Raw genomic sequence first — 20,352 nt, 5'->3', positions numbered from 1 at the left:
TGGCTTCATGAATCAAGAGCGCCAGAATCGTGTTTCCCGCTGTTGTTTCGAAGGATGCACGACATGAACAGACTGAATGGAAAGACCGCTGTGATCACCGGCGGCGCAACCGGCATCGGCCGCGCCGCAGCAAAGCGCTTCATCGAGGAAGGCGCGTTCGTCTTCATTTTCGGCCGCCGGCAGGACGCGCTCGATACTGCTGTCGCCGAACTCGGGCCCTATGCCCGCGCGGTGAAAGGCTCGGTCTCCGATCTGGCCGACCTCGACCGGCTCTACGCGGCCGTGAAGGCCGAGCGCGGAACCCTCGACATCGTCTTCGCCAATGCCGGGGCGGGAAGCCCGCTTCCACTCGGCCAGATCACCGCCGAACACATCGACGAGACTTTCGACACCAACGTGAAGGGCACGATCTTCACGGTCCAGAAGGCGCTGCCGCTGATGGGCCAGGGCGGTTCGATCATCCTGACTGGATCGAGTGCGGGCACCACGGGCGCCCCAGGATTCACGGCCTACAGCGCGAGCAAGGCAGCGGTGCGCAACCTCGCGCGAACCTGGGCAGAGGACCTGAAGGGCACCGGTATCCGGGTGAACGTGCTGTCGCCCGGGGCGACGGCGACCGAACTGGCGAAGGAGGCGTTAGGGGAAGAGGGCCAGAAGGCCTACGGTGCGATGACGCCGCTCCAGCGTATGGCCGATCCCGCGGAGATCGGCGCGGTGGCCGCCTTTCTTGCGTCGTCGGACAGCAGCTTCATGACCGCCAGCGAGGTCGCCGTCGACGGTGGCCTGGCACAACTCTGAGGAGAAGAAATCAAATGACGCAATCGCTAGAAGGCAAAACAGCGCTCGTTACCGGGGCATCACGGGGCATTGGCCGCGCCATCGCCGAACGTCTTGCAAAAGACGGTGCAATGGTCGCGCTAACCTACAACGCCAGCAAATCCAGCGCAGACGAGGTGATCGCCGCCATAGAGAAAGCGGGAGGCACCGCGTTCGCGATCCATGCGGATCTTGTTGATGCAGCGACCATCCCGGCTTTGTTCGAGACACTCGACGGCGAGTTCACCAGGCGCAACGGCAGCAAAACGCTCGACATTCTGGTCAACAACGCGGGCAATTCCGGCTGGGTGGGCTTCAAGGACGCGACGCCGGAAAGCTGGGATACCCTGATGGCGGTCTACGCCCGCGCGCCCTTCTTCATCATTCAGGCCGCGCTCGATCGTCTCGCCGATGGTGGACGCATCATCAACATTTCTTCTGCGGCCGCCACGAAGCCCGTGACGGCCGCGCCCGTCTACTCGATGGCGAAGGCGGCCATCAACACCCTGACCCATACGCTCGCAATCGAGTTGGGGCCACGTGGCATCACGGCGAACGCCGTAGCGCCAGGCTACACGCGAACGGATGCGAACGCGGAGTTTCGGAAGCGTCCGGAACTCGTCAAAGCGGTCGAGGCGCAAATCGCGCTGGGCCGCTTTGGCGAGCCTTCGGAAATCGCCGCCGTCGTGGCGTTCCTGGCCTCCGATGAAGGCCACTGGGTGACCGGCCAGACGATTGAAGCGAGCGGTGGTTACAAGCTCTGAGCGCGCCGGGAAACGAAGGAGAAACAGATGAGTTACGCAATCGTTGGCTTCGGCAAGATCGGCCACGCACTGGCCAGAGCGTTCGCCCGCAAGGGCATCGAAGTATCCGTTGCAACCACGCGCGACCCGGCAAGTTTTGCGTCCGATGCAGCAGCCATCGGACCTACGATCATTCCCCAAACCCTGGCGCAAGCCGTCAAGGCGGACGTCATCTTTCTGGCAATCCGTTTCGAGTCGCACCCGGAGGTCGCGAAGGCGCTGCCCAGCTGGAAAGAAAAGACCATCATCGACGCGATGAACACGTTCGCGCCGCCAGAGGAACTGGACGGTCTTCCGTCCTCGGCTTTCGTCGCGAAAGCGTTCACTGGAGCGAGGCTCGTGAAGGGCTTCAACCATCTGGGCGCCTCCGTCCTTGCCCAGGATCCGGCCGTACACGGTGGCAGGCGAGTCGTGTTCCTCGCGAGCGACGACGACGGCGCCGCAGCGGAGGTTGGCGCGCTCGCGGAAGACCTGGGTTTCGCGCCGGTCAAGCTTGGCGGGCTGTCGGAAGGTGGACTGCTTGTACACGCGCGCGGAGAGAGCTGGGGTCACCTGATCTTCAAGGACCTGGTCAAGTTCGACTGATGAAGAGAGGCGTCGACGCCTGACGCCGCCGGCAGTCGTGACGGGATTCGATGCCCCCAACAACGGCAACGGCGGCACTCGCCCCACCCGCAAGACACCGTCTACCGCCACGCCTGCGTAAACTCTTCGATCACACGCGTCAGATGGGCCTGCATCGCCGTGCGCGCGCCGGTCGCATCGCGCGCCAGAATGGCCGAGAAAATACGCTGATGGTCGTCCTGCGAAGCCGCGCGCAGCGCAGGCGTATGGAAATGCTCCTCGATCTTTTGCCACAGAGGGTCTGCGCGCGAGTTGTCCCACATCGCCGTCACCACGCCTTGCAGCATGCCGTTGCCCGTTGCCCGCGCAATCGCCAGATGGAACTCGCGATCCGCAGCCTCGTTCGCGGCCTTGTCGTCCATGTTCTCGCGCATTGCCCGCATGGCGGCGAAGAGCCGGTCCAGATCGGCATCCCTGCGCTCGGTGGCGGCGAGCGCCGCGATTTCGCTTTCGATCACCGCGCGTGCTCGCAGCGTCTCTATGGGACCCGATCCACGCGACAGTTCGAACCCGATCGATCGCGCTTGCGCCGCCTCGGCCACGTAGATGCCCGAGCCCACGCGCACCTCGACCACGCCCTGCACTTCCAGCGCGATGATCGCTTCGCGCACCTGCGTGCGGCTCACGCCGAAGCGCTCGGCCAGCGTGCGCTCAGAAGGCAGACGCGCGCGCGGCCCGACGTCGCCGGCCACGATCAGATCGTAGATCTGGCTCGCCAGCCCGACGTACGAACGGTCGGCCGCTTCCGCATCGGCGACGCGGCCGTTTGGCGTTTGCGAAACATCGGCCATCCAGTCTTCCCGTAGTCATGGGTGCCGCCAGGCCGGCAGCACAAGTTCGTCAAAATGGTATACCACTTCCCGCGGCACGCCGAGTCCGTCTGCCCGTGCGGCAGCGATCCGCAAGGCATGGCATCACCGCGCGGACAGTGGCCCGAAAGGAAGCACCGGGCGCCGTGGTAAACCACTATCGCGCCTGGATTGGTATGCCAGTGACAATCCGTTGTGTCAGATGGGGAGGCGTTTGCGCAGGCCCTTCTAGTCGCTTCGAGGGAACGCCTTTGAAGAATCCTTTTCGCCGGTTCGGGGCATCCGATCCGGTCCCGCTGTAGCACTTCCGCAAGATTCCCTGCATCACGCACACCGTCCCGGCCATCCGGGCAAGCCGTGCGCCCGCAACCGGTCAACAGGTTCAATCCAACAAACTGGAGACAACATGCTTTCAGGAATCCACGTGCTACGCGCGGCAGCGACCGCGGCATTGGCGCTGTACGCAGGCGCGTCTTTCGCGCAGGCATCCATCGTGTCCGGGCCGTCCAGCGACCCCACCTGCATGGTCCCCTGGAAGAGCGACACGAAGTTCGTCAAGTATCCGAAAAAGAACGGGCCCTACCGCGTCGCGCTGGTGAACGGCTATATCGCGAACACCTGGCGTATCCAGATGATCAAGACGGCGAAGGCCTATACGGCGCAACCGGCCGTCGCCTCGAAGCTCAAGGAATTCAAGGTCGTGTCGACCGGCGAGGACGTGCCCGCGCAGATCTCGGCGGTCAATAACTTCATCGACGCCGGCTACGACGCGATCATCGTGGACGCGCAGAATCCCGCCTCGTTCGGCCCGGCGATCCGCCGTGCGAAGAAAGCGGGCGTCGTGCTGGTCGCCTTCGACAACACGCTCGACAGCGAAGACGCGATCAACGTGGACGTCGATCAGTACGGCCTCGGCGTGCTGTGGGCGAAGTGGCTCGCCGGGCACCTGCCGAACGGCGGCAAGGTGCTCGAAGTGCGCGGCGTGGCGGGCACCTCCGTGGATACCGACCGGCACAACGGCTTCCAGAAAACGCTCGACGCCACCGGCAAGAAGTGGAACGTGGTGCAGGTCTACGGCAAATGGGACGACGGCGTCGCGCAGAAAGCCACCGCCGACGCGATCGCCGTGCAGGGCCATTTCGACGGCATTTCGGCGCAAGGCGGCGACACCGGCGTCGTGCGCGCGATGATCGACGCGAAGCATCCGTTCGTGCCGTTCGGCGGCGAAACGGAAAACGGCTTTCGCAAGTTCTGCGCGCAATACGGCGCCCAGGGTTTGAAGTGCACGTCCGCCGGGAGCGGTCCCGCGCAGGTCGCGGTGGCAATCAAGACGGCGCTCGCCGCGCTCGACGGCCAGACCATTCCCGTGGCGATCAAGCTGCCGCTCGACGTGACCGACGACTCGAAGCTCAAGGCGGGCGTCAACTATTTCCCGAACGAGTCCGACAACTTCTTCGTCGGCAATTCGTTTCCCACGTGCGGCATCAATTTCTCCGCGCAGGAAATCATGAAGCAGAGCCAGGGCAACCAGTAATCCGGTTGGCCCACGACATGACGGGAGACGCAGCATGCCGCAGGACGCGCAGCAGCGGGAGCGACTGGAACGACAGGAACAATCGGAGCAGTCCGAGCAGCTGCTCTTTCAGATGTCGGGCGTGTCGAAGAGCTACGGCGGCGCCGTTGCGCTGGACCATGCGCAACTCGCCGTGCGTCGCGGACGCATCCACGCGATTCTCGGCGAGAACGGCGCGGGCAAGTCCACGCTGCTGAAGGTGATGTCCGGCGTCGTGCAGCCGGACGAAGGCACCATGCGGCTCGACGGCCGCGAAGTCGCGTTCGGCTCGCCTGCCGAGGCGAACGCGGCCGGCATCGTCTGCGTGTATCAGGAGCTTTCGCTGATTCCCGACCTGAGCGTGGCGGACAACATCTTCGCGTCGAACCCGCCGCGCCGCTTCGGCATGATCGACCGCAAGGCTCAACGTCGCCAGGCCGAGGCCGCGCTCGCGCGTGCCGGCGCGCCGGACATCAACCCGCTCGCCAAAGTGCGCGACCTGCCGCTCTCGCGCCAGCAGATGGTCGAACTCGCGAAAGGGCTCGCGCACGAACCGCGCATCCTGATTCTTGACGAAGCCACGTCGGCGCTGACCGCCGCCGACGTGGCGCGCGTGATCGAAGTGCTCAAACGCCTGCGTGACGAAGGGCTCGCGCTGCTCTTCATCTCGCACCGCATGCACGAGGTGAAGGCGCTCGCGGACGAATGCACGGTCTATCGCAACGGCCGTCACGTGATGAGCTTCGAAGCCGGCACGCGCACCGACAACGAGGTTGTCGAAATGATGATCGGCAGGACGTATCAGCATGCTTTCCCGGCCAAACCTGCGAATCACGCTGGCGGTGAAGCCGCCGACGAACCAGCGGAGCCTGGACAACGCCAAACCGCGGCCCCGGTGCTGGCCTGCCGCGACCTCTCCTGGAGCGACACGCTGCGAGGCATCAGCTTCTCGCTCACGCGCGGCGAAATTCTGGGTCTGGGCGGCCTCGACGGACAAGGCCAGCGCGAACTGCTGCTCGCGCTGTTCGGCGTGTTGCGCGGTTGCGCCGGCACGATCGAGATCGACGGCAAGGCCGTGTCGATCGGCAGCCCAATGGCCGCGCGCGCGAAAGGCATCGGCATGGCGCTGATTCCCGAAGACCGCAAGACCGAAGGCCTGATGCTGCCCATGTCGGTGCGCGAAAATCTGTCGTTCGCCGCGCTCGACCGCATGTCCATCGCGGGCGTGATCGACCGCGAGCGCCAGCAGGCGCTGGTCGACCAGATGACCACGCTGCTCGCCATCAAGTCGGCAAGCGTCGACGCGGCCGTGGGGTCGCTCTCGGGCGGCAACCAGCAGAAAGTGGTGATCGCCAAGTGGCTCGCGCGCAAGCCGCGCATCCTGCTGCTGAGCGACCCCACGCGCGGCATCGACGTCGGCACCAAGCAGGAGATCTATCAACTGCTGCGGCGCCTTGCCGACGAAGGCGCGGCCATCCTGTTCTATTCGACCGACTACGACGAGCTGATCGGCTGCTGCGACCGCGTGCTCGTGCTGTACGAAGGCCGCATCAAGAAAGAACTCGTCGGGCAGGAGATCACCGAGCAGAACCTGATCGCGAGCGCGCTCGACCTGCCGGTCGGGCAGCTCTCGCCTTCCACGGGAGTTGCATCATGAGCGGTCTGCGTTACTGGTATGCGGAAAATCGCGGCACGAGCTTCGCGTTCGGCCTGTTCGTGCTGATGTTCGCGATCTATCTGTTCAACTATCCGTCCGCGCTTTCGGCGAACGTGTTCCAGACGGCGGCGAACAAGGCCGTGCTGCTCGCGCTCGTTTCGATGGCCCAGGCGCTCGTGGTGCTGACGGCCGGCATCGATCTTTCCGTGGGCATGATTCTGGTGCTGACGAACTGCATCGGCTCGTGGCTCGTCGTGGGCGACGCGTTGCACAGCGCGCTCGGCATTGCCGGCGTGCTTGCGGCCGGCGCACTGTGCGGCGCGCTCAACGGCGTGATCATCATCTTCGGCCGGCTGCAGCCCATCGTCACGACCATCGCGACGGGCGCGCTGTACTACGGCTTCGCGCTGCTGTTGCGCCCGGTTCCGGGCGGCACGATCAACGACGATCTAGGCGACGCGCTGACCGGCAAGGTAGCCGCCGTGGTGCCGGCGAGCCTGCTGATTCTGCTCGCCGCGGTGGTGATCATCTGGATTCCTTTCAAACGCTCGACCATCGGACGTGCAGCGTATGCGACCGGCTCGTCCGAAGCCGCGGCTTTCCTCTCCGGCATGCCGATTCGCCGCGCGAAATTCGCGAGCTATACGCTGGCTGGTCTGCTCGCCGCGATCGGCGGACTCTTCCTCACCTTCTTCACGGACACCGGCGAAGCAAGCCTTGGCAGTGCCAACTCGTACACGTTGTTTTCGATCGCCGCCGTGGTGATCGGCGGCGTGTCGCTGCTCGGCGGCAAGGGCAGCGCGATCGGCGCGATCTTCGGCGCGTTCGCGTTCCGCTCGATCGGCGACCTGCTCTTCGTATTCAATGTCGACGCGCTGTGGCAACCGCTGTTCCAGGGCGTGATCCTGTTGCTCGCCGTCGCGATCGGGGCATGCGGGCTGTTCAGGGTGCGCAATCGTCTGGAGTGGTTCCAATGACCGACGTTTCCACAAGCAGCCGGGCCACGCTGGTGTCGAAACTCACGCGCAGGGTCGACAAGCCGATTCTCATCTCGTTCGCATGCATCGTCGCGCTGTTGCTCGTGGGCGGCATGTTCTCGCGCAGCTTCACATCCCCCGAATACATCCTGCTGCAATTGAAGGTGGGCGCGTTCCTCGGCATCATCGCGACCGGTCTGATGATGGTGATTCTGCTCGGTCACATCGACCTCTCGCTGCCGTGGACCATCACCGTCGGCGCAATGATGGCGTGCGCCGTCGCGGGGCATGGCGAACTGGGGCGCGTGCTCGCCATTCCGGCCGGAATCGGCTGCGGCGTGCTGATCGGCGTGGTCAACGGCATTCTGGTTGCGCTGCTGCGCATTCCCTCGATGATCGCGACGCTCGCGACCAACGCCGTCGCGCAGGGCATCATGATCGTCTACACGGGCGGGTCGTCGCCGCAGGATTCCGCGCCGGAAGTGATGCGCTGGCTCGCGGCGGGCTGGCTCGTGCCGGGCGTGCCGAACGCGGTCGCACTCTGGGTGGTGATCGGCGGCGCCACGATATTCCTGCTGTCGCGCACGACCTTCGGCCGCACGCTGTACGCGATCGGCAACACCGAGCGCGCGGCGTATCTCTCGGGTATCAACACGCGGCTCGTGACCGTGGCCGCGTTCGCGGTGTGCAGCGCGTTCGCCGCGTTCGGCGGCGTGCTGCTTGCCGGTTACGCATCGAAGGCGGCGCAGTCGATGGGCGACGCCTACCTGCTGCCGGCGATTGCGGCAGTCGTGCTGGGCGGCACGTCGATCCTGGGCGGCCGGGGTTCGTACCTCGGCACCGTGGCTGGCGCGATCCTGATCACGCTGCTGCAGTCGATTCTCTCCGTTGCGCAAATGCCGGAGGCGGGGCGGCAGATCATCTACGGCGTGGTGATCGCCGCCATGCTGCTGCTTTACGGGCGAAGCAAGCGGGAGCGCTAGGTCGCGACCTGTTCTCAGTCGACAATGAACAGCTTCGCACCGGTCCTCGTGTAGGACTGGTGCGGCTCCGCGTTGTCGCCCACCTGGTAGCTCATGCCGGCCGTCAAAACGAACTTGCGCCCGTCTTCAAGCGTCGTTTCCAGTTCGCCTTCCAGGCAAAAAAGAATATGGCCTTTCTGGCACCAGTGATCGGCGAGGTAACCGGGCGTGTATTCGACCATCCGCACGCGGATTTGATTCGGCGTCTCACCAAAAAACCGGGTGCGCCAATAAGCCATGCCGGTTTCGCCGCGGTGCTCCGTTCTTTCAACCTCTGCCCAGTGGGTCGTGCCGAAGGCGAATGCGTCCATTTTCATTCTGTCTCTTCCTTTATGAGTTCCCTTTGCGTCCGCGCAGCGGGGGATGTTCGAACGGTCTCGCTTGCGAGTGTCCTCAACTGGACACGATATAGCCCGCAGAGCCGCATTGCCCGGGTCGCGAGAATTTTCCCGTTGAGAAACAGAGGTAGTTTGGGCTGATGCTGCCTGGCACGGAAGGCAACTGGTTATTCCGGTATGGCTTGTAACAGGCTTCGCCGCGCTTGGCGGCGAGAGCAATTTCGGCCGCCCACTATCGCAACGGCTACGCAGTTTGCAGAACAGACTCGCGCCGCCATCCAGCCGCAGGGAAACGGAATTCTTGAGACTGCGGCCGAGTTCGTGAGACTGGAAAAAACGGAAATTGTGAGACTGCCCGGATCGGCGCCTTGGATAGCCTGAAATCTGGCTTTCCAGAAGCCAGCGCGGTGAGGTGTTCGCCGAACGCAGGTCTCGGATGCCGGGCAGACTCAAACCGGCCGAGGTTGTGTGAAAACTCGAAACTATCCGGTTTTCGGGTGTCGCGTTACCCCTCCCGAGCCGCTTCGAAGCTCGTACGCGGCGATCTGGCGGCCCGGGTTTATCAGCCGGTGCGTTCGGCGCGGGTTTTCACACAGCCTCGGCCCGGAACTGCCTTTCTGCTATCTCAAAAGCAGGCATACTCGCCATCGATAGCTGCGACCAAGCCTCCCTTATAAGCTGTCCCGCCGTTTCTGCGAGCCGAGGGTCCGCTGTAGACGACCGATGTTCCCACTAATAATTCACGATGTTGGAGAGAGCATCGATGAGCACCTCCGATTTTTACGCTGGACTCACTACCCTTCAGTTGCCGCCCGATCGCGACGAGTACGACCTCGGGCACGGACTAACGCTGCGCCGCACGTACGCTCACCTGATGAGTTCGTACACGATGGCGTTCAACCCGCCCGAGGCACCGGGTAAGCATCACCCGGCGCCGTGGAAAGCGACAACGCGTCATGACGCGTTCGACGTGTACACGGAGTTGGTTATCCACAGCAGCTACAAGCCGCCGGGCGATTTGGCACGGTACGATGTAGCTCGAACGATCACGAGCGTGTTGCGGCTGTGCTGCGATCCGACGATACGGTTTCTCGTGCAATCGAGCCATTCCTTCTCCGAGATCGCGGCGATTCCGGATCGCGAGACCCGGCTTACCCCAATTGAATCGACCCCGCAGTACATCCAGCTGGCTCTGGCGCAGCCCAAGCCGTTGATAGGATTGCTGGGTTGGGTCCGAGAATATTGGCCGAATGCCGTGTCGCTCATGGCATCGCACGCCGACTTCCGGCTCGCAATGGAAGCGTTCGAACTCTCTACATTTGTCCCACACCACGCATTGACGCTCGTGTCGCTTTGGGGCGCGCTCGAGGCGCTATTTTCGCCATCAACGTCCGAACTGCGATTCCGCGTGTCGGTGCTGATTGCGTCGTATGTTCATCCGCCCGGCGAAGAACGGCTCGCCCTGCAGCGCGAAATTTTTGAACTGTACGACAAACGCTCTGCCGCGGCACACGGCAAACCAAAGCACAACGATAATCACTTGGTGCAGACGTTCAACATACTCCAGCGCGTGTTGGTTCGGATGATCGAAGACAACGAAGTCCCGAGCAAGGCGGCACTCAACAACATGCTGCTTGGCGCGTCGTGAGCAAATTGCAAGCGTCCACGCCCAATGCGAACTCAGATGATTCCCTTCCTGACAGTCTTGCGAATACCCGATCGAAGCCGGCCAGTCTCACCAATTCACATCGTGGTCCACGTGTGCGGCAAAGGAATTACTAGTTAAGGCGTTGATTTTTTATATGGCCCAGTTTCACGAATTCAGTTGCCCCGCACCAGCCGCGCAGCGGTACGAGCCGTCGTCGCACGCGCATCGTTCGCGGAGCCGTGCGGCATCCGCGAACGTTCGTGGGGGATTAGAAGTGATGCAGCAGCGCGAGACGCACGACGTACTGATTCGGGCCCGATGAGATATCCGCCCCGCCCGGAACGTACGCGTAGTCAAAGTCGGTTCCGGTGTGCGCGTTTATTGCATGCTGATACACGCCTTCCAGGAACACCGACGTGCGTTTCGACATGTCGTAATTGAACTTCGTACTCAGTTGGTGCCACTTGGGATTGAACGCACCGACTGTAGAAGACACGCGCGCCTGCGTGTACGTGTACGCCGCACCCACGTAAAACGCAGGCGTGAGGTGATAGAGCCCGTTTACCTCGAAGTTATCGAACTTCCACGCTTTCCATGTGCCGCCAGCCGGTTGCGTCGTTCCGGTGAAGTACGCATTCGCCGTGGGGTCGTAGACGTCGACATGCGAATACGCGAAGCCGATGAGGGCATTCGCGAACGCGTAATTCACGCCGATGCCGATGTTCTGCTGCGACGACGCGTCGAACGTGTTGTCGCCGGTAATCGCGCCAGTGGAACCGGCATTGCGTGCGTTGTTGATCTTCACATACGACGCGCCTACGGTCAGCCCACCCTGCTGGTATTGCAGCGCCGCGCTATACAGGCGGTTGTTCGCGAAGCCGCCCGCCTGGTTGCTGAATGCGTACATGGCCTCTGCGGTCACGCCGTGCCACACCGGCGAAACGTACTTCACCGAGTTGTTCACGCGGAACGAGTAGTCGGTGTTGTCGTTGTCATACGGATGCGCGAACAGATAGCCGGTCCAGTTCCCGTTTGCGGTGAGCGGGGAGAAGATGTCGACGCTCGGATCGTACTGGCGTCCGATCGTGAACGTACCGTAACGATCGGACGCGATGCCAATGAACGCCTGGCGGCCGAATTCCCGACCGCCCTGGCTCATCTTTCCGTTGTTGACGTCGAAGCCGCTCTCGAGGGCGAAAATCGTCTGGTAACCTCCGCCCAGATCCTCGGCGCCTTTGATGCCCCAGCGGCTGCCGTAATCGTAGCCGCTTTGCAGTTGCACGGTGCCGTGGCCGCGTGCATTGCTCGTGTAGTTGATGCCGTCTTCAATCTTGCCGTACAGCGTCACGCTGCTTTGCGCATGCGCGGCGGCAGCAAGCATGGCCGCGGGCACGACGATCCCCCAACGCTTGTTCATTACGATTTCCCCCAACCCGTTCGTTTTCCGGTCGCAGCGCGTGCGCGCTGCGTATATGTGTCGCGCGTGCCGCGTCGAGGTTTCCCAGCGATGCGACGGGGGGAGTGTAATGAGCCGATTTTCTGCTTTTAGTCCCTCTCAGTGAAAAGGTGCTCTCTAAAATCCGGGCTATTTACCGGGCCAGGAAACGGATAGCACCCATGCTTGCCCTCACTCATTCCACACACCTGAAAGAAGCTGCCCGATCCACGTCGCCACCCTCGTAACGAGGCCATTTCGGGTAATCGCATAGCGGCCTCGTACGTCCTGGGACGCCAGCGGTGTCCGTAGTCACCTGGCCGACCGGCGCCCGTCCTTGCTCGCGCCACTGCTCGAGCGCCGACAACGAATCCCATGTCGCGTTGAAGGTGCTGCTTGCGGCATGCCCCATGCCGGGAATTTCATAGAACCGCACGAACGAATAGACCTGATCCCCGCCGAACTGTGCTTGCAGCCGCCGATAGTATTGTTCCGTCGCGCGCGTGCTGACCAGAACATCGACCAGGCCGTGAACGAGCAGCAGTTTCCCGCCGCGCGCCTTGAACGCAGAGATGTCGGTGCTGGCATCGAGTTGCGAACTCAGGTCGCTGATGCGGTTGGCCCAGACACCCGGCTGCTCCGGATCGAGCGACAGGGAATCGAAGTTGGGGTCGCGCGTGACCGAGTACTTGATCCACTGGTCGGTCAGCACGCTGATGTACGGTGCCGTCGAGGGCATCGGATTCGCCGGCTGGGAAGTGCCGAACGCGAGGAACGTGACGATGGGCTCCACCGGCGAGGTGCGGCTCGTGATACCCAGATCGGCACCCCACACGTTGTAACCCGGATACTGCGTCTCGCCACTCGCCAGCCGGAAGCGAAAGTGCGATGACGTATTGATCGTCTTCAACGCTTCAATCTGTGCGTCCGACAGGCAACTGTCCCCGGTGTCCGCGCCCTTCGCGCAGCGCAACGGCGCGCCGTTCAACGTGGCCGCGGACGGATCGAATCGCGCATTGCATTGCCGCTGATCGCTGATCAGGCCGTCCACCACGCCGTCGAGCGCGTCGCAGGCCTGCATCGCCGCGTCGTACACGGCTTTCCGTTTTCCGACCGAAAGATAGGCGTCAGGCCTCGCGAGCGCACGGTTCATGCGGTGACCGCCGAGCAACGCAGCCGCATCGTCCCATGCCGGATACCAGGCGATTGCGCCGTCCCAATCGGACGGCCAGCGCTGGATCGCGGTGACGGCTTCGCGTCCGCCTGTCGAGCCGCCGGCGAAATACGCCTTGCGTGGCAAGTGCGCATAGCGGGCCTCGATGATGGCGAGCACAGCGTCGTGCGTTTTCTTCAACGCGTCTCCGCCGAAGTTCCTTACCGCCTCGTCGTTGAGCCCGAAGCGCCCGTCCTGAGAGGCGAGCACGTTAGCCTGGTGGCCGGAGTCGCTCGCGAACGTCGCATAGCCGCGACCGAGCGGTACGGGTTTGTCGATTGGCCCATTCGGTACATTGCCCGTCACATCCGGAATGGTGCCGTCGAAACCTCCGCCGCCGAACATGACGACTTTATCGTTCCATTGCGCGGGTAGCGCGGCCTTGAACTGGATGTCGGGTGCCGATCTGTCGACGGGGGCAATCTTGCCCGTAATCGCGCAGTAGTCGGGTAGCGCGCTGGCCCCGCTCCCGCTCGCAGCAATCGGCTTCGCCGCGGTGACGATTGCGCCGGATGTGGGCAATGCGATCTCCGAAGCGGGCACGATAATGCCCTGGAGGCGCTCGCATGCGGCCACGTGTGCGGCGGGCAACGTCGCGGCGAGGCCGGATGCGCACGCCGCCGAAGTGGTGAGGAGGATGATCGCGCGTACAACGCCGAACCTGCGGGGGTGAGCTGGTTTCATGATGTCTCCGTTATGACCGACCTTTGCATCGCGCGATTCGCTCGCGTCTTCTGGCGCATTTCGTCAGGCACCCGTCTCTTGCCTCACTGACCACTGATATTAGTGAGGCAAGAGACGCGATGTAAGGTCATTAACGGACAAGCTGGTGTCCCCGCAGAACACCGTCACCGGCGGCACATATGGCGCGCTCAATGCTTCCCGCCGGCTCGACTTCAATCAGGTTGGCTGCCTAGTTCAGCCGCTTGAGTTCGCCGTCGTCCGCGTACCAGTCGACCGTCTTGCCCGTCGTGTTGATGGTGACTGCACGTGGTTCGCTGAACTGATCGAACGACTCGATGCCCGTTTCGCGCCCTACCCCGCTGTTCTTGAATCCTCCCCAGGGCGACGCCGGGTCCAGACGATGATGGTCATTCACCCACACCATGCCGAATTCCAGCTTGCCCGCCACCCGATGCGCGCGCGCAACGTCCTGCGTCCAGATGGAAGCGGCGAGGCCAAACTGCGTGCCGTTGGCAATGCGGATGGCGTCCGCTTCGTCTTCGAACGGCATGACGACCGTCACGGGTCCGAACACTTCGTCCTGGCCGATCTCCGAATGCGGATCAGCGTCATAGATCACGGTCGGTTCGAGAAAGTAGCCCGACTTCAATGCAGGCGGCACGCGTGCGCCTGTCAGCACTTTCGCACCCGCCGCCTGCGCGCGTTCGAGCATGGCGAGAATGCGCTGCCGCGAGCGATCGGAAATCACAGGGCCAAGCTGAGTCTTTGCATCGGTCGGGTCACCCACGCGAATACGCTCGGCCTTCGCGCGGAAACGTTCGAGGAACGCCGCATACATCGACTTCTGCACGAGGATGCGCGCGCCGCACACGCAGGTCTGCCCCGCGCCGATGAAAGCGGCGAACGCCGCGCCATTCACCGCACGCTCCATATCGAAGTCGTCGAACAGGATCACCGCGCCTTTGCCGCCCAGTTCCAGCGTAGTCAGCGCGAAATTGCGCGCGGCGGCCTCGCCGATCGAGCGGCCCACCTCGGTGCCGCCCGTGAATACGACCTTGCGGATTAGCGGATGCCGCGCGAGTGCCGCGCCCGCTTCGCGCCCTTCTCCGTTCACGACGTTGACGACGCCTCTGGGCACGCCTGCTTCCTGCAGCAGTTTCACGAGCCGCACGGTGGTAAGCGGCGTCTGTTCCGATGCCTTGATGACCACGCTGTTTCCCGTTGCGAGCGCAGGCGCGAGGCTCTTCGAAAGAATCATCAACGGATGATTGAACGACGTCATCAACGCGACCACGCCGAGCGGCACGCGCTGCGTGTAGCAGAGGTAAGGCCCTTCAATCGGAATCACGTCGCTGCGGCGCGTGAGCGCAAGCGCCGCGAAGTAGCGGTAGAACTGCGGCAGCCGTGAAATTTGTGCGCGCGTCTCCGAAATGGGACGGCCGTTGTTTAGCGTTTCGAGCTTGTAGAACTGTTCGAGATCCGCTTCGAACAGATCGGCGAAGCGATTCATGATGCGTGCGCGTTGCTGGATCGACATATCGCGCCACGCCCCGCCTTCGAATGCGCGATGCCCCGCTTGCACCGCGCGATCCACATCGGCAGCCGAAGCCGATGCGAGTGCGCCAATCACTTCGCCCGTCGCCGGATTCAGAATATCGAGCGTGCGGCCTTCTTCAGCATCGGTCCATTCGCCGTCGATCAACAACGGTGCGTCGTAGTGCTGTGTGTTGGTTGTGTCCATTGCGTTGTTCCTGTCAGTTCATCTACTTGAGAGGCGAAGCGTGCGCATCGGCATGAAGCGCGTCGCGCGCAAGCGTGTCTTCCGGCTGAAGGTCTTCGAGTCGCTGTCCCGACGGCTCGACGCCCAGCCATGCAACCACAACGATCTGCACGGCGAGCAAGCCGATCATCATCGCGAGCACGCCGACGATGCCGTATTGCGCGAAAAGCGATACCACGATGAAAGGCGTGACGATGGTGGCGCCGCGTCCCAGCGTGTTGCAGACGCCGGAGGCGCGCAGCCGCACTTCGGTCGGAAAGAGTTCGGGCACATACACGGCGAACAGCAGCGCGACCAGCACGTAGATGGGAACGGTCAGCAGCAGTCCGACGACAGGCAGAATCACGGGGCTCGAGATGAACGGATACATCGCACCGAACACGATCGCAGCAAACGACGAGCCAATGATGGTCCGCTTGCGTCCCCACACGTCGGCCGTGAGCGCGCCGATGGCGGAACCGATAGGCGCGCCCAGCGACATCACGAGCGCAAACCCGAACGACTTCGCAATGCTGAAGCCTTGATGCACGAAGAACGTGGGTAGCCAGGTCACGAACCCATACAGCAGCGTGTTGATGACGACGAGCGTCACGCAGCCGACGATCATCCGTTGCAGCATCGCGCCGCTGAACAGCGAACCGAACGACAGCGTCTGCGGCGCCGCCGCGCCGGGTTTCGTGGACGCGGGCGCAGGCAGCGGCTTGCCGCCTCGCGCAGCCGTGACTTCAGTTTCGATCCGGCTCAGAATCGCGTCGGCTTCCTCATGCCGTCCGACGGAATCGAGCCAGCGCGGCGACTCCGGCAACGACTTGCGCGCATACCAGACGCCGAGTGCACCCACGCCACCGAGCACGAACATCGCTCGCCAGCCGAACGACGGGATCAGCAGCAGTCCGATCAATCCCGCGACAGGCAAACCCGAGACCACGAAAACCGCCATTAACCCTTGCAGCCTGCCGCGCTTCTGCGGCGGCACGAATTCGGTCAGCGTCGAGTAGCCGACCACGTTTTCCGCGCCGAGGCCGAGTCCCATGACGAACCGGCACGCAATCAGCACGCTCATGTTCGGCGCGAGTGCGGCGCCGAGCGATGCCAGACCGAACACGGCCAGATTCGCCTGATACGTGAAGCGGCGGCCGAAGCGGTCGCCGAGAAAACCGGTGCCGAGCGAGCCGAGCATCATGCCGAGAAAAGTCAGCGACACGAAGAGCGCGTTCTGCCCAAGCGTGGAGAAGCCCGATTTCAGCGTCGCACCGAGCACCGTCGATGCGACGTAGATATCGAAACCATCGAAAAACATGCCAATGCCGATCAACCACATGATGCGCCGGTGAAATCCCGACATCGGCAAGCGGTCGAGCCTGGGCCCTGCGTTGACGTTCATGTCTGTCTCCTGTCGACGCGGCAGTGCGTAGCGTTCAACGCTTATCGACGCGCACGTCGTGTTGTATCGAGCTAGCGAAGCACGGCAACGCTCAGCGGGCCTGCATCAATCGCAATGCGTTGACGGTCAGCATGTCGGTCGCGGCGCGGAAGTTCTGTTCGACGCTGCCTTCCTGCGCCGCGAGAAAGAACGCCTTGCACTGCTTCGCGCCGGCTTCGTCGAGCGAGAGAATGCGCGCGGCAAGCGCGTCCGCATCGGCGTGCAGGCTCGCGGGCTCGCATACGCGCGTGACGAGCCCGGCCTGCAAGGCCGCTTCCGGCGCAATGACGTCGCCGAACAGGACCATCGGGAACACGGCTTTGGGCAACGCGTAGCCGCCCAGATAAGCCATGATCGCGGCGGGCGGCAAACCTGCCCGCATCTCCGGGAACGCAAGCCGCGCCGACGACGCGACGAGCGTGAAGTCGCACAGAATCGCGAGCCCGAAGCCGAAGCCGAACGCATCGCCCTGCACCTGTGCAATCGAGATCAACGACGTGTTGCGTACGAGCCGCTTGAGCTCGATCAGACGCGCGACTTCGGCGCGAATCGAGACGGCGTCCCGCCCCGCGCGTTCACGGCCTGTGCAGAACACGTCGCCATTCGCGCGGATGCGCAGCACGCGTGCTCGCGGCTGCACGGCTTCGCTGCGCACCGCGTCCGACATCGCGTCGAACATCGCACCCGACACCTCGTTGCCGGCCTCCGGGCGGTTCAGCGTGAAGGTGAGCGTGTCGCCGGTATGTTCGATCAGAACGGGGGCCTGCAATGGACTGCGATCCATGTCGTCTCCTGTTGTATAATCTGTATACAGCGTATTCATAGAATTTCGAGGTGTCAATGCCCGCCGCAAAAACTGCTTCCTCAAAGGCCACGACGACCCAAACGCGCGAGGCGCCCAGCCTGGAATCGATCGCCACGCGATATCACGCGCAACTGCGCACGCTGGACTCCACGGGCGATTCGTTGAGCGACGGCGTCGTCGTGCCCGCGTTGCGCGAGGCGATCGTGGAGGGCGTGCTCGCGCCGGGCAGCCGTTTATCCGAGGTCCAGGTCGCGAAACAGCTGAACGTCAGTCGCACGCCCATGCGTGAGGCGTTCGCGCAACTCGAGCGCGAAGGGCTGGTGACCATCCTGCCGCGGGTGGGCGCCTACGTGCGGTCAGTCACACTGCGCGACGTGGAAGAGATTTATACGGTGCGTGCCGCGCTCGAATGTCTCGCGGTGCAGCTCGCATCCGAGCGCATGACTGCGCTCGGTACTGCGCAACTGGATGATGTGATCGAGGCGATGCGGACAAGCGTCGATGCGAACGACGTGGCAGCCTATGTCGATGCATTGGACCGCTTTTACACAATCGTCATGACGATTGCCGACAACCGCACGTTGCAGCAGAGCCATGCGTCGCTCATCGGGCCCGTGCGTCGACTGCGCCGCATCGCGATGGCGCGAGGCGGACGCATGCGCGCGTCGTTCGAACAGGCCGTGCGAATTCGCGATGCCATCGTCAATCGCACGAAAGACGTGCAGCAACTGATGCGGGAACAGCTGCAGGGCGCGTGCGCCGCCGCAGTCGATGTACTGAAAAATGCCGGGAAATAGACAGAGAGACAGAGGCAGGCAGGCGCCACGTTCACGCACCCTGCCTGCGTCATGAAGCCCGGCGTGAAACAGCGCATTGCCGCTACCGTCGGGGCGTACGTTCAGCAAACCAGATTGCGATCGACATGACGGCGATGCCGGTCAGTTGCAGGTAGCTCAAATGCTGACCGAGAAATAGCCGGTCTATCAGGATCGCGACCGCCGGATACACGAACTGGAACAACGCGATGCGGCTGGTGTTCAGGCGCGCCATGCCGCTGTATATCAACGTGTAGGCCAGACCGGTGTGAATGGTGCCGAGCCCGGCAAGCCACAGCCACGACGTGCCCAGCGCAGGCCAGCCGTGCTGCGCCGGCCAGATCCACACTGTCAGCGTGCCGATCGCGCACTGCCACCACGCGAGGATGCCCGCAGGCAGGTTGCGCAGACGCTTCGCGATGATCGTGACGCATGCCATGCAGAACGCCCCGACGAGGCACAGCACGACACCGAGCCAGTAACCTTGCCCAACGTCGCCCGCTGCCGGACGTTCGGCCATTCCCGTCGCCAGCACGAGGCCAGACATCGCCAGCGAGACCGCGCCAATGCGCCGCCTGCCGATCGATTCCTTCAGGCACAGGGCACCCAGCACCAGCACCCACATCGGCTGAACGTGAAAGAGCACGATGGCGACCCCGGTCGGCATTCGCGCGATGGCGGTGAAGAACAATGCCCAGCTCAAGACCATCAGGGAGCCGGCGGTGAGCACCCACGGGCCGGTGGTTCGCGTCAGTCGCAAGAATCGCGTCTGGCGACGCAACGCCACCCAGAGCGTGAGACCGATCAGGCCGAGCGCACAGCGGAACCACGTTGCCGTCAGCGGATCGGCGTGCGCTTCCTTCACAAAGATGCCGATCGTGCCGAGCAGCGCGCAACCGAGAACAAACGGCCATACGCCGGTGGAAGGGCCGGCCGCGGCCAGGCCGGCGGGCGCGTCGCGAAGGTGCGGGTTCGTATTCATGCGCCCAGTGTGGATTTCCTTCACTCGAACGAAAAGCGCATAATTCGAAGCCTATCCATTCGAAATTCGAAAGTCGAAAGCGGCGGAAACCATGAAACAGCGCGACGTACAGACAGACTGGCTGAGATGCTTCGTCGCCGTGGTCGATGCCGGATCGCTGTCGAGTGCGGCAGGCGAGGTGCATCGGTCACAGTCGGCGGTGAGCATGCAGCTCAAGAAGCTTGAAAGCGCGCTGGGGCTGCGGCTCGTCGAGCGCGGCCCACGCTCGCTCGAACTCACTCACGACGGCCAGACATTGCTCGGCTACGCCCGCCGAATCCTGGACCTGCACGCACAAGCCCAGATTGCGCTGAAAGGCGAGCAGCTTACCGGCCGCGTGCGGCTCGGCGTGCCCGACGACTATGCCGCGAAATACCTGACGCCGGTGCTCAAACGGTTCGCGCCGCGGCATAGCGGCGTCGAAATCGAACTGATCTGCGAGCAATCGACATCGCTCATTCCACGCGTGGCGAACGGTGAACTGGACATCGCGCTGGTGTCGCGCGATCACGCGCGGCGCGGCACGCTCCTGTTTCACGAACCGATGGTCTGGGTTGGCGCAGCGCAATTCGAGTTGTGGCGACGCGATCCGATTCCCATCGCCGTCTACGAGAGCGAGAGTCTCGCCCGACGCAGTGCGATCCATTCACTGGCGCAGCAAGGGCGGCGCTACAAGGTGGTCTACAACAGTTCCAGTCTTGCCGGGCAGATCGCGGCAGTCGAAAGCGGGTTGGCTGTGGCGGCGCTGACGCAATGTAGCGCGCCCGAACATCTGCGCATTCTTGGCCCCGACGAGGGTTTGGGGCCGCTCGAACCGATGGAGGTGGCCGTCTACCGAAGCCGCGATTCGCGCGGCTCGAAAGCCGTGGACACGCTGCACGGCTTGCTGGTCAAGACGCTACGCCAGTCGGCTTCGGCTTGATACGTATC

18 protein-coding genes are annotated in these 20,352 nt (G+C 63.3%); 10 read left to right on the top strand and 8 right to left on the bottom strand.

Annotation, left to right across the window (positions count from 1 at the left end):
• Nucleotides 1–63 precede the first annotated feature (63 nt).
• The 3 genes from P2869_RS19070 to P2869_RS19060 are packed head-to-tail and all read left to right on the top strand — an operon-like array spanning nucleotide 64 to nucleotide 2,204.
• Entirely contained in the window at nucleotides 64–798 is a 735-nt protein-coding gene (locus P2869_RS19070; protein ID WP_277599190.1) for an SDR family oxidoreductase, read from the top strand.
• A 14-nt stretch (nucleotides 799–812) separates the two neighbouring features.
• The gene (locus tag P2869_RS19065) at nucleotides 813–1,580 is read left to right on the top strand and encodes an SDR family oxidoreductase (protein WP_277599189.1); all 768 of its coding nucleotides are present in this window, start codon (nucleotides 813–815) and stop codon (nucleotides 1,578–1,580) included.
• Between the two features lie 27 nt (nucleotides 1,581–1,607).
• Entirely contained in the window at nucleotides 1,608–2,204 is a 597-nt protein-coding gene (locus P2869_RS19060) for an NADPH-dependent F420 reductase (RefSeq protein WP_277599188.1), read from the top strand.
• Between the two features lie 101 nt (nucleotides 2,205–2,305).
• On the opposite strand, the gene P2869_RS19055 is transcribed toward P2869_RS19060, so the two are convergent.
• Entirely contained in the window at nucleotides 2,306–3,034 is a 729-nt protein-coding gene (locus P2869_RS19055; protein ID WP_277599187.1) for a FadR/GntR family transcriptional regulator, read from the bottom strand.
• A gap of 424 nt (nucleotides 3,035–3,458) precedes the next feature.
• Between P2869_RS19055 and P2869_RS19050 the strand changes: the two genes are divergently transcribed.
• From P2869_RS19050 to P2869_RS19035, 4 genes are all read left to right on the top strand, one after another.
• Complete coding sequence (locus tag P2869_RS19050) at nucleotides 3,459–4,586, top strand: sugar ABC transporter substrate-binding protein (RefSeq protein WP_026121165.1); 1,128 nt, start codon at nucleotides 3,459–3,461, stop codon at nucleotides 4,584–4,586.
• A 112-nt stretch (nucleotides 4,587–4,698) separates the two neighbouring features.
• A complete protein-coding gene (locus P2869_RS19045) occupies nucleotides 4,699–6,261 on the top strand; it encodes a sugar ABC transporter ATP-binding protein (protein ID WP_277599894.1) in 1,563 nt (520 codons plus the stop codon).
• On the top strand, nucleotides 6,258–7,238 hold the full coding sequence (locus P2869_RS19040) for an ABC transporter permease (RefSeq protein ID WP_277599186.1): 981 nt from the start codon (nucleotides 6,258–6,260) through the stop codon (nucleotides 7,236–7,238). Before P2869_RS19045 ends, P2869_RS19040 begins: the two co-directional genes overlap by 4 nt.
• Nucleotides 7,235–8,221 (top strand): ABC transporter permease, encoded by a 987-nt coding sequence (locus tag P2869_RS19035; protein WP_277599185.1) that lies wholly within the window; start codon nucleotides 7,235–7,237, stop codon nucleotides 8,219–8,221. Before P2869_RS19040 ends, P2869_RS19035 begins: the two co-directional genes overlap by 4 nt.
• A 14-nt stretch (nucleotides 8,222–8,235) precedes the next feature.
• Here the strand turns inward: P2869_RS19035 and P2869_RS19030 are convergent, their stop codons facing one another.
• A complete protein-coding gene (locus P2869_RS19030) occupies nucleotides 8,236–8,577 on the bottom strand; it encodes a DHCW motif cupin fold protein (protein WP_017773402.1) in 342 nt (113 codons plus the stop codon).
• A gap of 784 nt (nucleotides 8,578–9,361) precedes the next feature.
• Here P2869_RS19030 and P2869_RS19025 point away from each other — a divergent pair.
• Nucleotides 9,362–10,246, top strand: coding sequence for a hypothetical protein (locus tag P2869_RS19025; RefSeq protein WP_277599184.1), 885 nt, complete (start codon nucleotides 9,362–9,364; stop codon nucleotides 10,244–10,246).
• A gap of 268 nt (nucleotides 10,247–10,514) precedes the next feature.
• On the opposite strand, the gene P2869_RS19020 is transcribed toward P2869_RS19025, so the two are convergent.
• The 5 genes from P2869_RS19020 to P2869_RS19000 form a co-directional block, all read right to left on the bottom strand.
• On the bottom strand, nucleotides 10,515–11,663 hold the full coding sequence (locus P2869_RS19020; RefSeq protein ID WP_017773401.1) for a porin: 1,149 nt from the start codon (nucleotides 11,661–11,663) through the stop codon (nucleotides 10,515–10,517).
• A 214-nt stretch (nucleotides 11,664–11,877) separates the two neighbouring features.
• Nucleotides 11,878–13,578 (bottom strand): tannase/feruloyl esterase family alpha/beta hydrolase, encoded by a 1,701-nt coding sequence (locus tag P2869_RS19015; RefSeq protein WP_277599183.1) that lies wholly within the window; start codon nucleotides 13,576–13,578, stop codon nucleotides 11,878–11,880.
• Nucleotides 13,579–13,807: 229 nt separating this feature from the next.
• Nucleotides 13,808–15,319 (bottom strand): aldehyde dehydrogenase, encoded by a 1,512-nt coding sequence (locus P2869_RS19010; RefSeq protein WP_277599182.1) that lies wholly within the window; start codon nucleotides 15,317–15,319, stop codon nucleotides 13,808–13,810.
• Between the two features lie 22 nt (nucleotides 15,320–15,341).
• The gene (locus tag P2869_RS19005; protein ID WP_277599181.1) at nucleotides 15,342–16,742 is read right to left on the bottom strand and encodes an MFS transporter; all 1,401 of its coding nucleotides are present in this window, start codon (nucleotides 16,740–16,742) and stop codon (nucleotides 15,342–15,344) included.
• A 91-nt stretch (nucleotides 16,743–16,833) separates the two neighbouring features.
• Entirely contained in the window at nucleotides 16,834–17,565 is a 732-nt protein-coding gene (locus P2869_RS19000; protein ID WP_277599180.1) for an enoyl-CoA hydratase/isomerase family protein, read from the bottom strand.
• 56 nt (nucleotides 17,566–17,621) lie between these two features.
• Here P2869_RS19000 and P2869_RS18995 point away from each other — a divergent pair, with 56 nt between their 5' ends.
• Nucleotides 17,622–18,383 carry a GntR family transcriptional regulator gene (locus P2869_RS18995; RefSeq protein WP_199542080.1) on the top strand — a complete coding sequence of 254 codons (762 nt, stop codon included), beginning with the start codon at nucleotides 17,622–17,624 and terminating at the stop codon, nucleotides 18,381–18,383.
• A gap of 82 nt (nucleotides 18,384–18,465) precedes the next feature.
• Here P2869_RS18995 and P2869_RS18990 read toward each other — a convergent pair whose 3' ends face one another.
• Nucleotides 18,466–19,383 carry a DMT family transporter gene (locus P2869_RS18990; protein WP_176048873.1) on the bottom strand — a complete coding sequence of 306 codons (918 nt, stop codon included), beginning with the start codon at nucleotides 19,381–19,383 and terminating at the stop codon, nucleotides 18,466–18,468.
• A 91-nt stretch (nucleotides 19,384–19,474) separates the two neighbouring features.
• Here P2869_RS18990 and P2869_RS18985 point away from each other — a divergent pair, with 91 nt between their 5' ends.
• Nucleotides 19,475–20,344, top strand: a complete 870-nt coding sequence (locus P2869_RS18985) for a LysR substrate-binding domain-containing protein (protein ID WP_277599179.1) — start codon at nucleotides 19,475–19,477, stop codon at nucleotides 20,342–20,344.
• Nucleotides 20,345–20,352 lie beyond the last annotated feature (8 nt).

The sequence above is a fragment of the Paraburkholderia sp. SUR17 genome (assembly GCF_029536165.1).
GTDB lineage: Bacteria > Pseudomonadota > Gammaproteobacteria > Burkholderiales > Burkholderiaceae > Paraburkholderia > Paraburkholderia kururiensis.
Note: the sequence above shows the minus strand (reverse complement) of the source record. Positions and strands in the feature narration are given on the sequence as shown.

Excerpts from the sequence above, each read along its gene's own strand:
- P2869_RS18995 (WP_199542080.1), top strand. The coding sequence starts at position 17,622 with ATGCCCGCCGCAAAAACTGCTTCCTCAAAGGCCACGACGACCCAAACG.
- P2869_RS19030 (WP_017773402.1), bottom strand. The coding sequence starts at position 8,577 with ATGAAAATGGACGCATTCGCCTTCGGCACGACCCACTGGGCAGAGGTT.
- P2869_RS19060 (WP_277599188.1), top strand. The coding sequence starts at position 1,608 with ATGAGTTACGCAATCGTTGGCTTCGGCAAGATCGGCCACGCACTGGCC.
- P2869_RS18990 (WP_176048873.1), bottom strand. The coding sequence starts at position 19,383 with ATGAATACGAACCCGCACCTTCGCGACGCGCCCGCCGGCCTGGCCGCG.
- P2869_RS19040 (WP_277599186.1), top strand. The coding sequence starts at position 6,258 with ATGAGCGGTCTGCGTTACTGGTATGCGGAAAATCGCGGCACGAGCTTC.
- P2869_RS19045 (WP_277599894.1), top strand. The coding sequence starts at position 4,699 with ATGTCGGGCGTGTCGAAGAGCTACGGCGGCGCCGTTGCGCTGGACCAT.
- P2869_RS19025 (WP_277599184.1), top strand. The coding sequence starts at position 9,362 with ATGAGCACCTCCGATTTTTACGCTGGACTCACTACCCTTCAGTTGCCG.
- P2869_RS19055 (WP_277599187.1), bottom strand. The coding sequence starts at position 3,034 with ATGGCCGATGTTTCGCAAACGCCAAACGGCCGCGTCGCCGATGCGGAA.
- P2869_RS19020 (WP_017773401.1), bottom strand. The coding sequence starts at position 11,663 with ATGAACAAGCGTTGGGGGATCGTCGTGCCCGCGGCCATGCTTGCTGCC.
- P2869_RS19035 (WP_277599185.1), top strand. The coding sequence starts at position 7,235 with ATGACCGACGTTTCCACAAGCAGCCGGGCCACGCTGGTGTCGAAACTC.
- P2869_RS19065 (WP_277599189.1), top strand. The coding sequence starts at position 813 with ATGACGCAATCGCTAGAAGGCAAAACAGCGCTCGTTACCGGGGCATCA.
- P2869_RS19070 (WP_277599190.1), top strand. The coding sequence starts at position 64 with ATGAACAGACTGAATGGAAAGACCGCTGTGATCACCGGCGGCGCAACC.
- P2869_RS19010 (WP_277599182.1), bottom strand. The coding sequence starts at position 15,319 with ATGGACACAACCAACACACAGCACTACGACGCACCGTTGTTGATCGAC.
- P2869_RS19000 (WP_277599180.1), bottom strand. The coding sequence starts at position 17,565 with ATGGATCGCAGTCCATTGCAGGCCCCCGTTCTGATCGAACATACCGGC.
- P2869_RS19015 (WP_277599183.1), bottom strand. The coding sequence starts at position 13,578 with ATGAAACCAGCTCACCCCCGCAGGTTCGGCGTTGTACGCGCGATCATC.
- P2869_RS19005 (WP_277599181.1), bottom strand. The coding sequence starts at position 16,742 with ATGAACGTCAACGCAGGGCCCAGGCTCGACCGCTTGCCGATGTCGGGA.
- P2869_RS18985 (WP_277599179.1), top strand. The coding sequence starts at position 19,475 with ATGAAACAGCGCGACGTACAGACAGACTGGCTGAGATGCTTCGTCGCC.
- P2869_RS19050 (WP_026121165.1), top strand. The coding sequence starts at position 3,459 with ATGCTTTCAGGAATCCACGTGCTACGCGCGGCAGCGACCGCGGCATTG.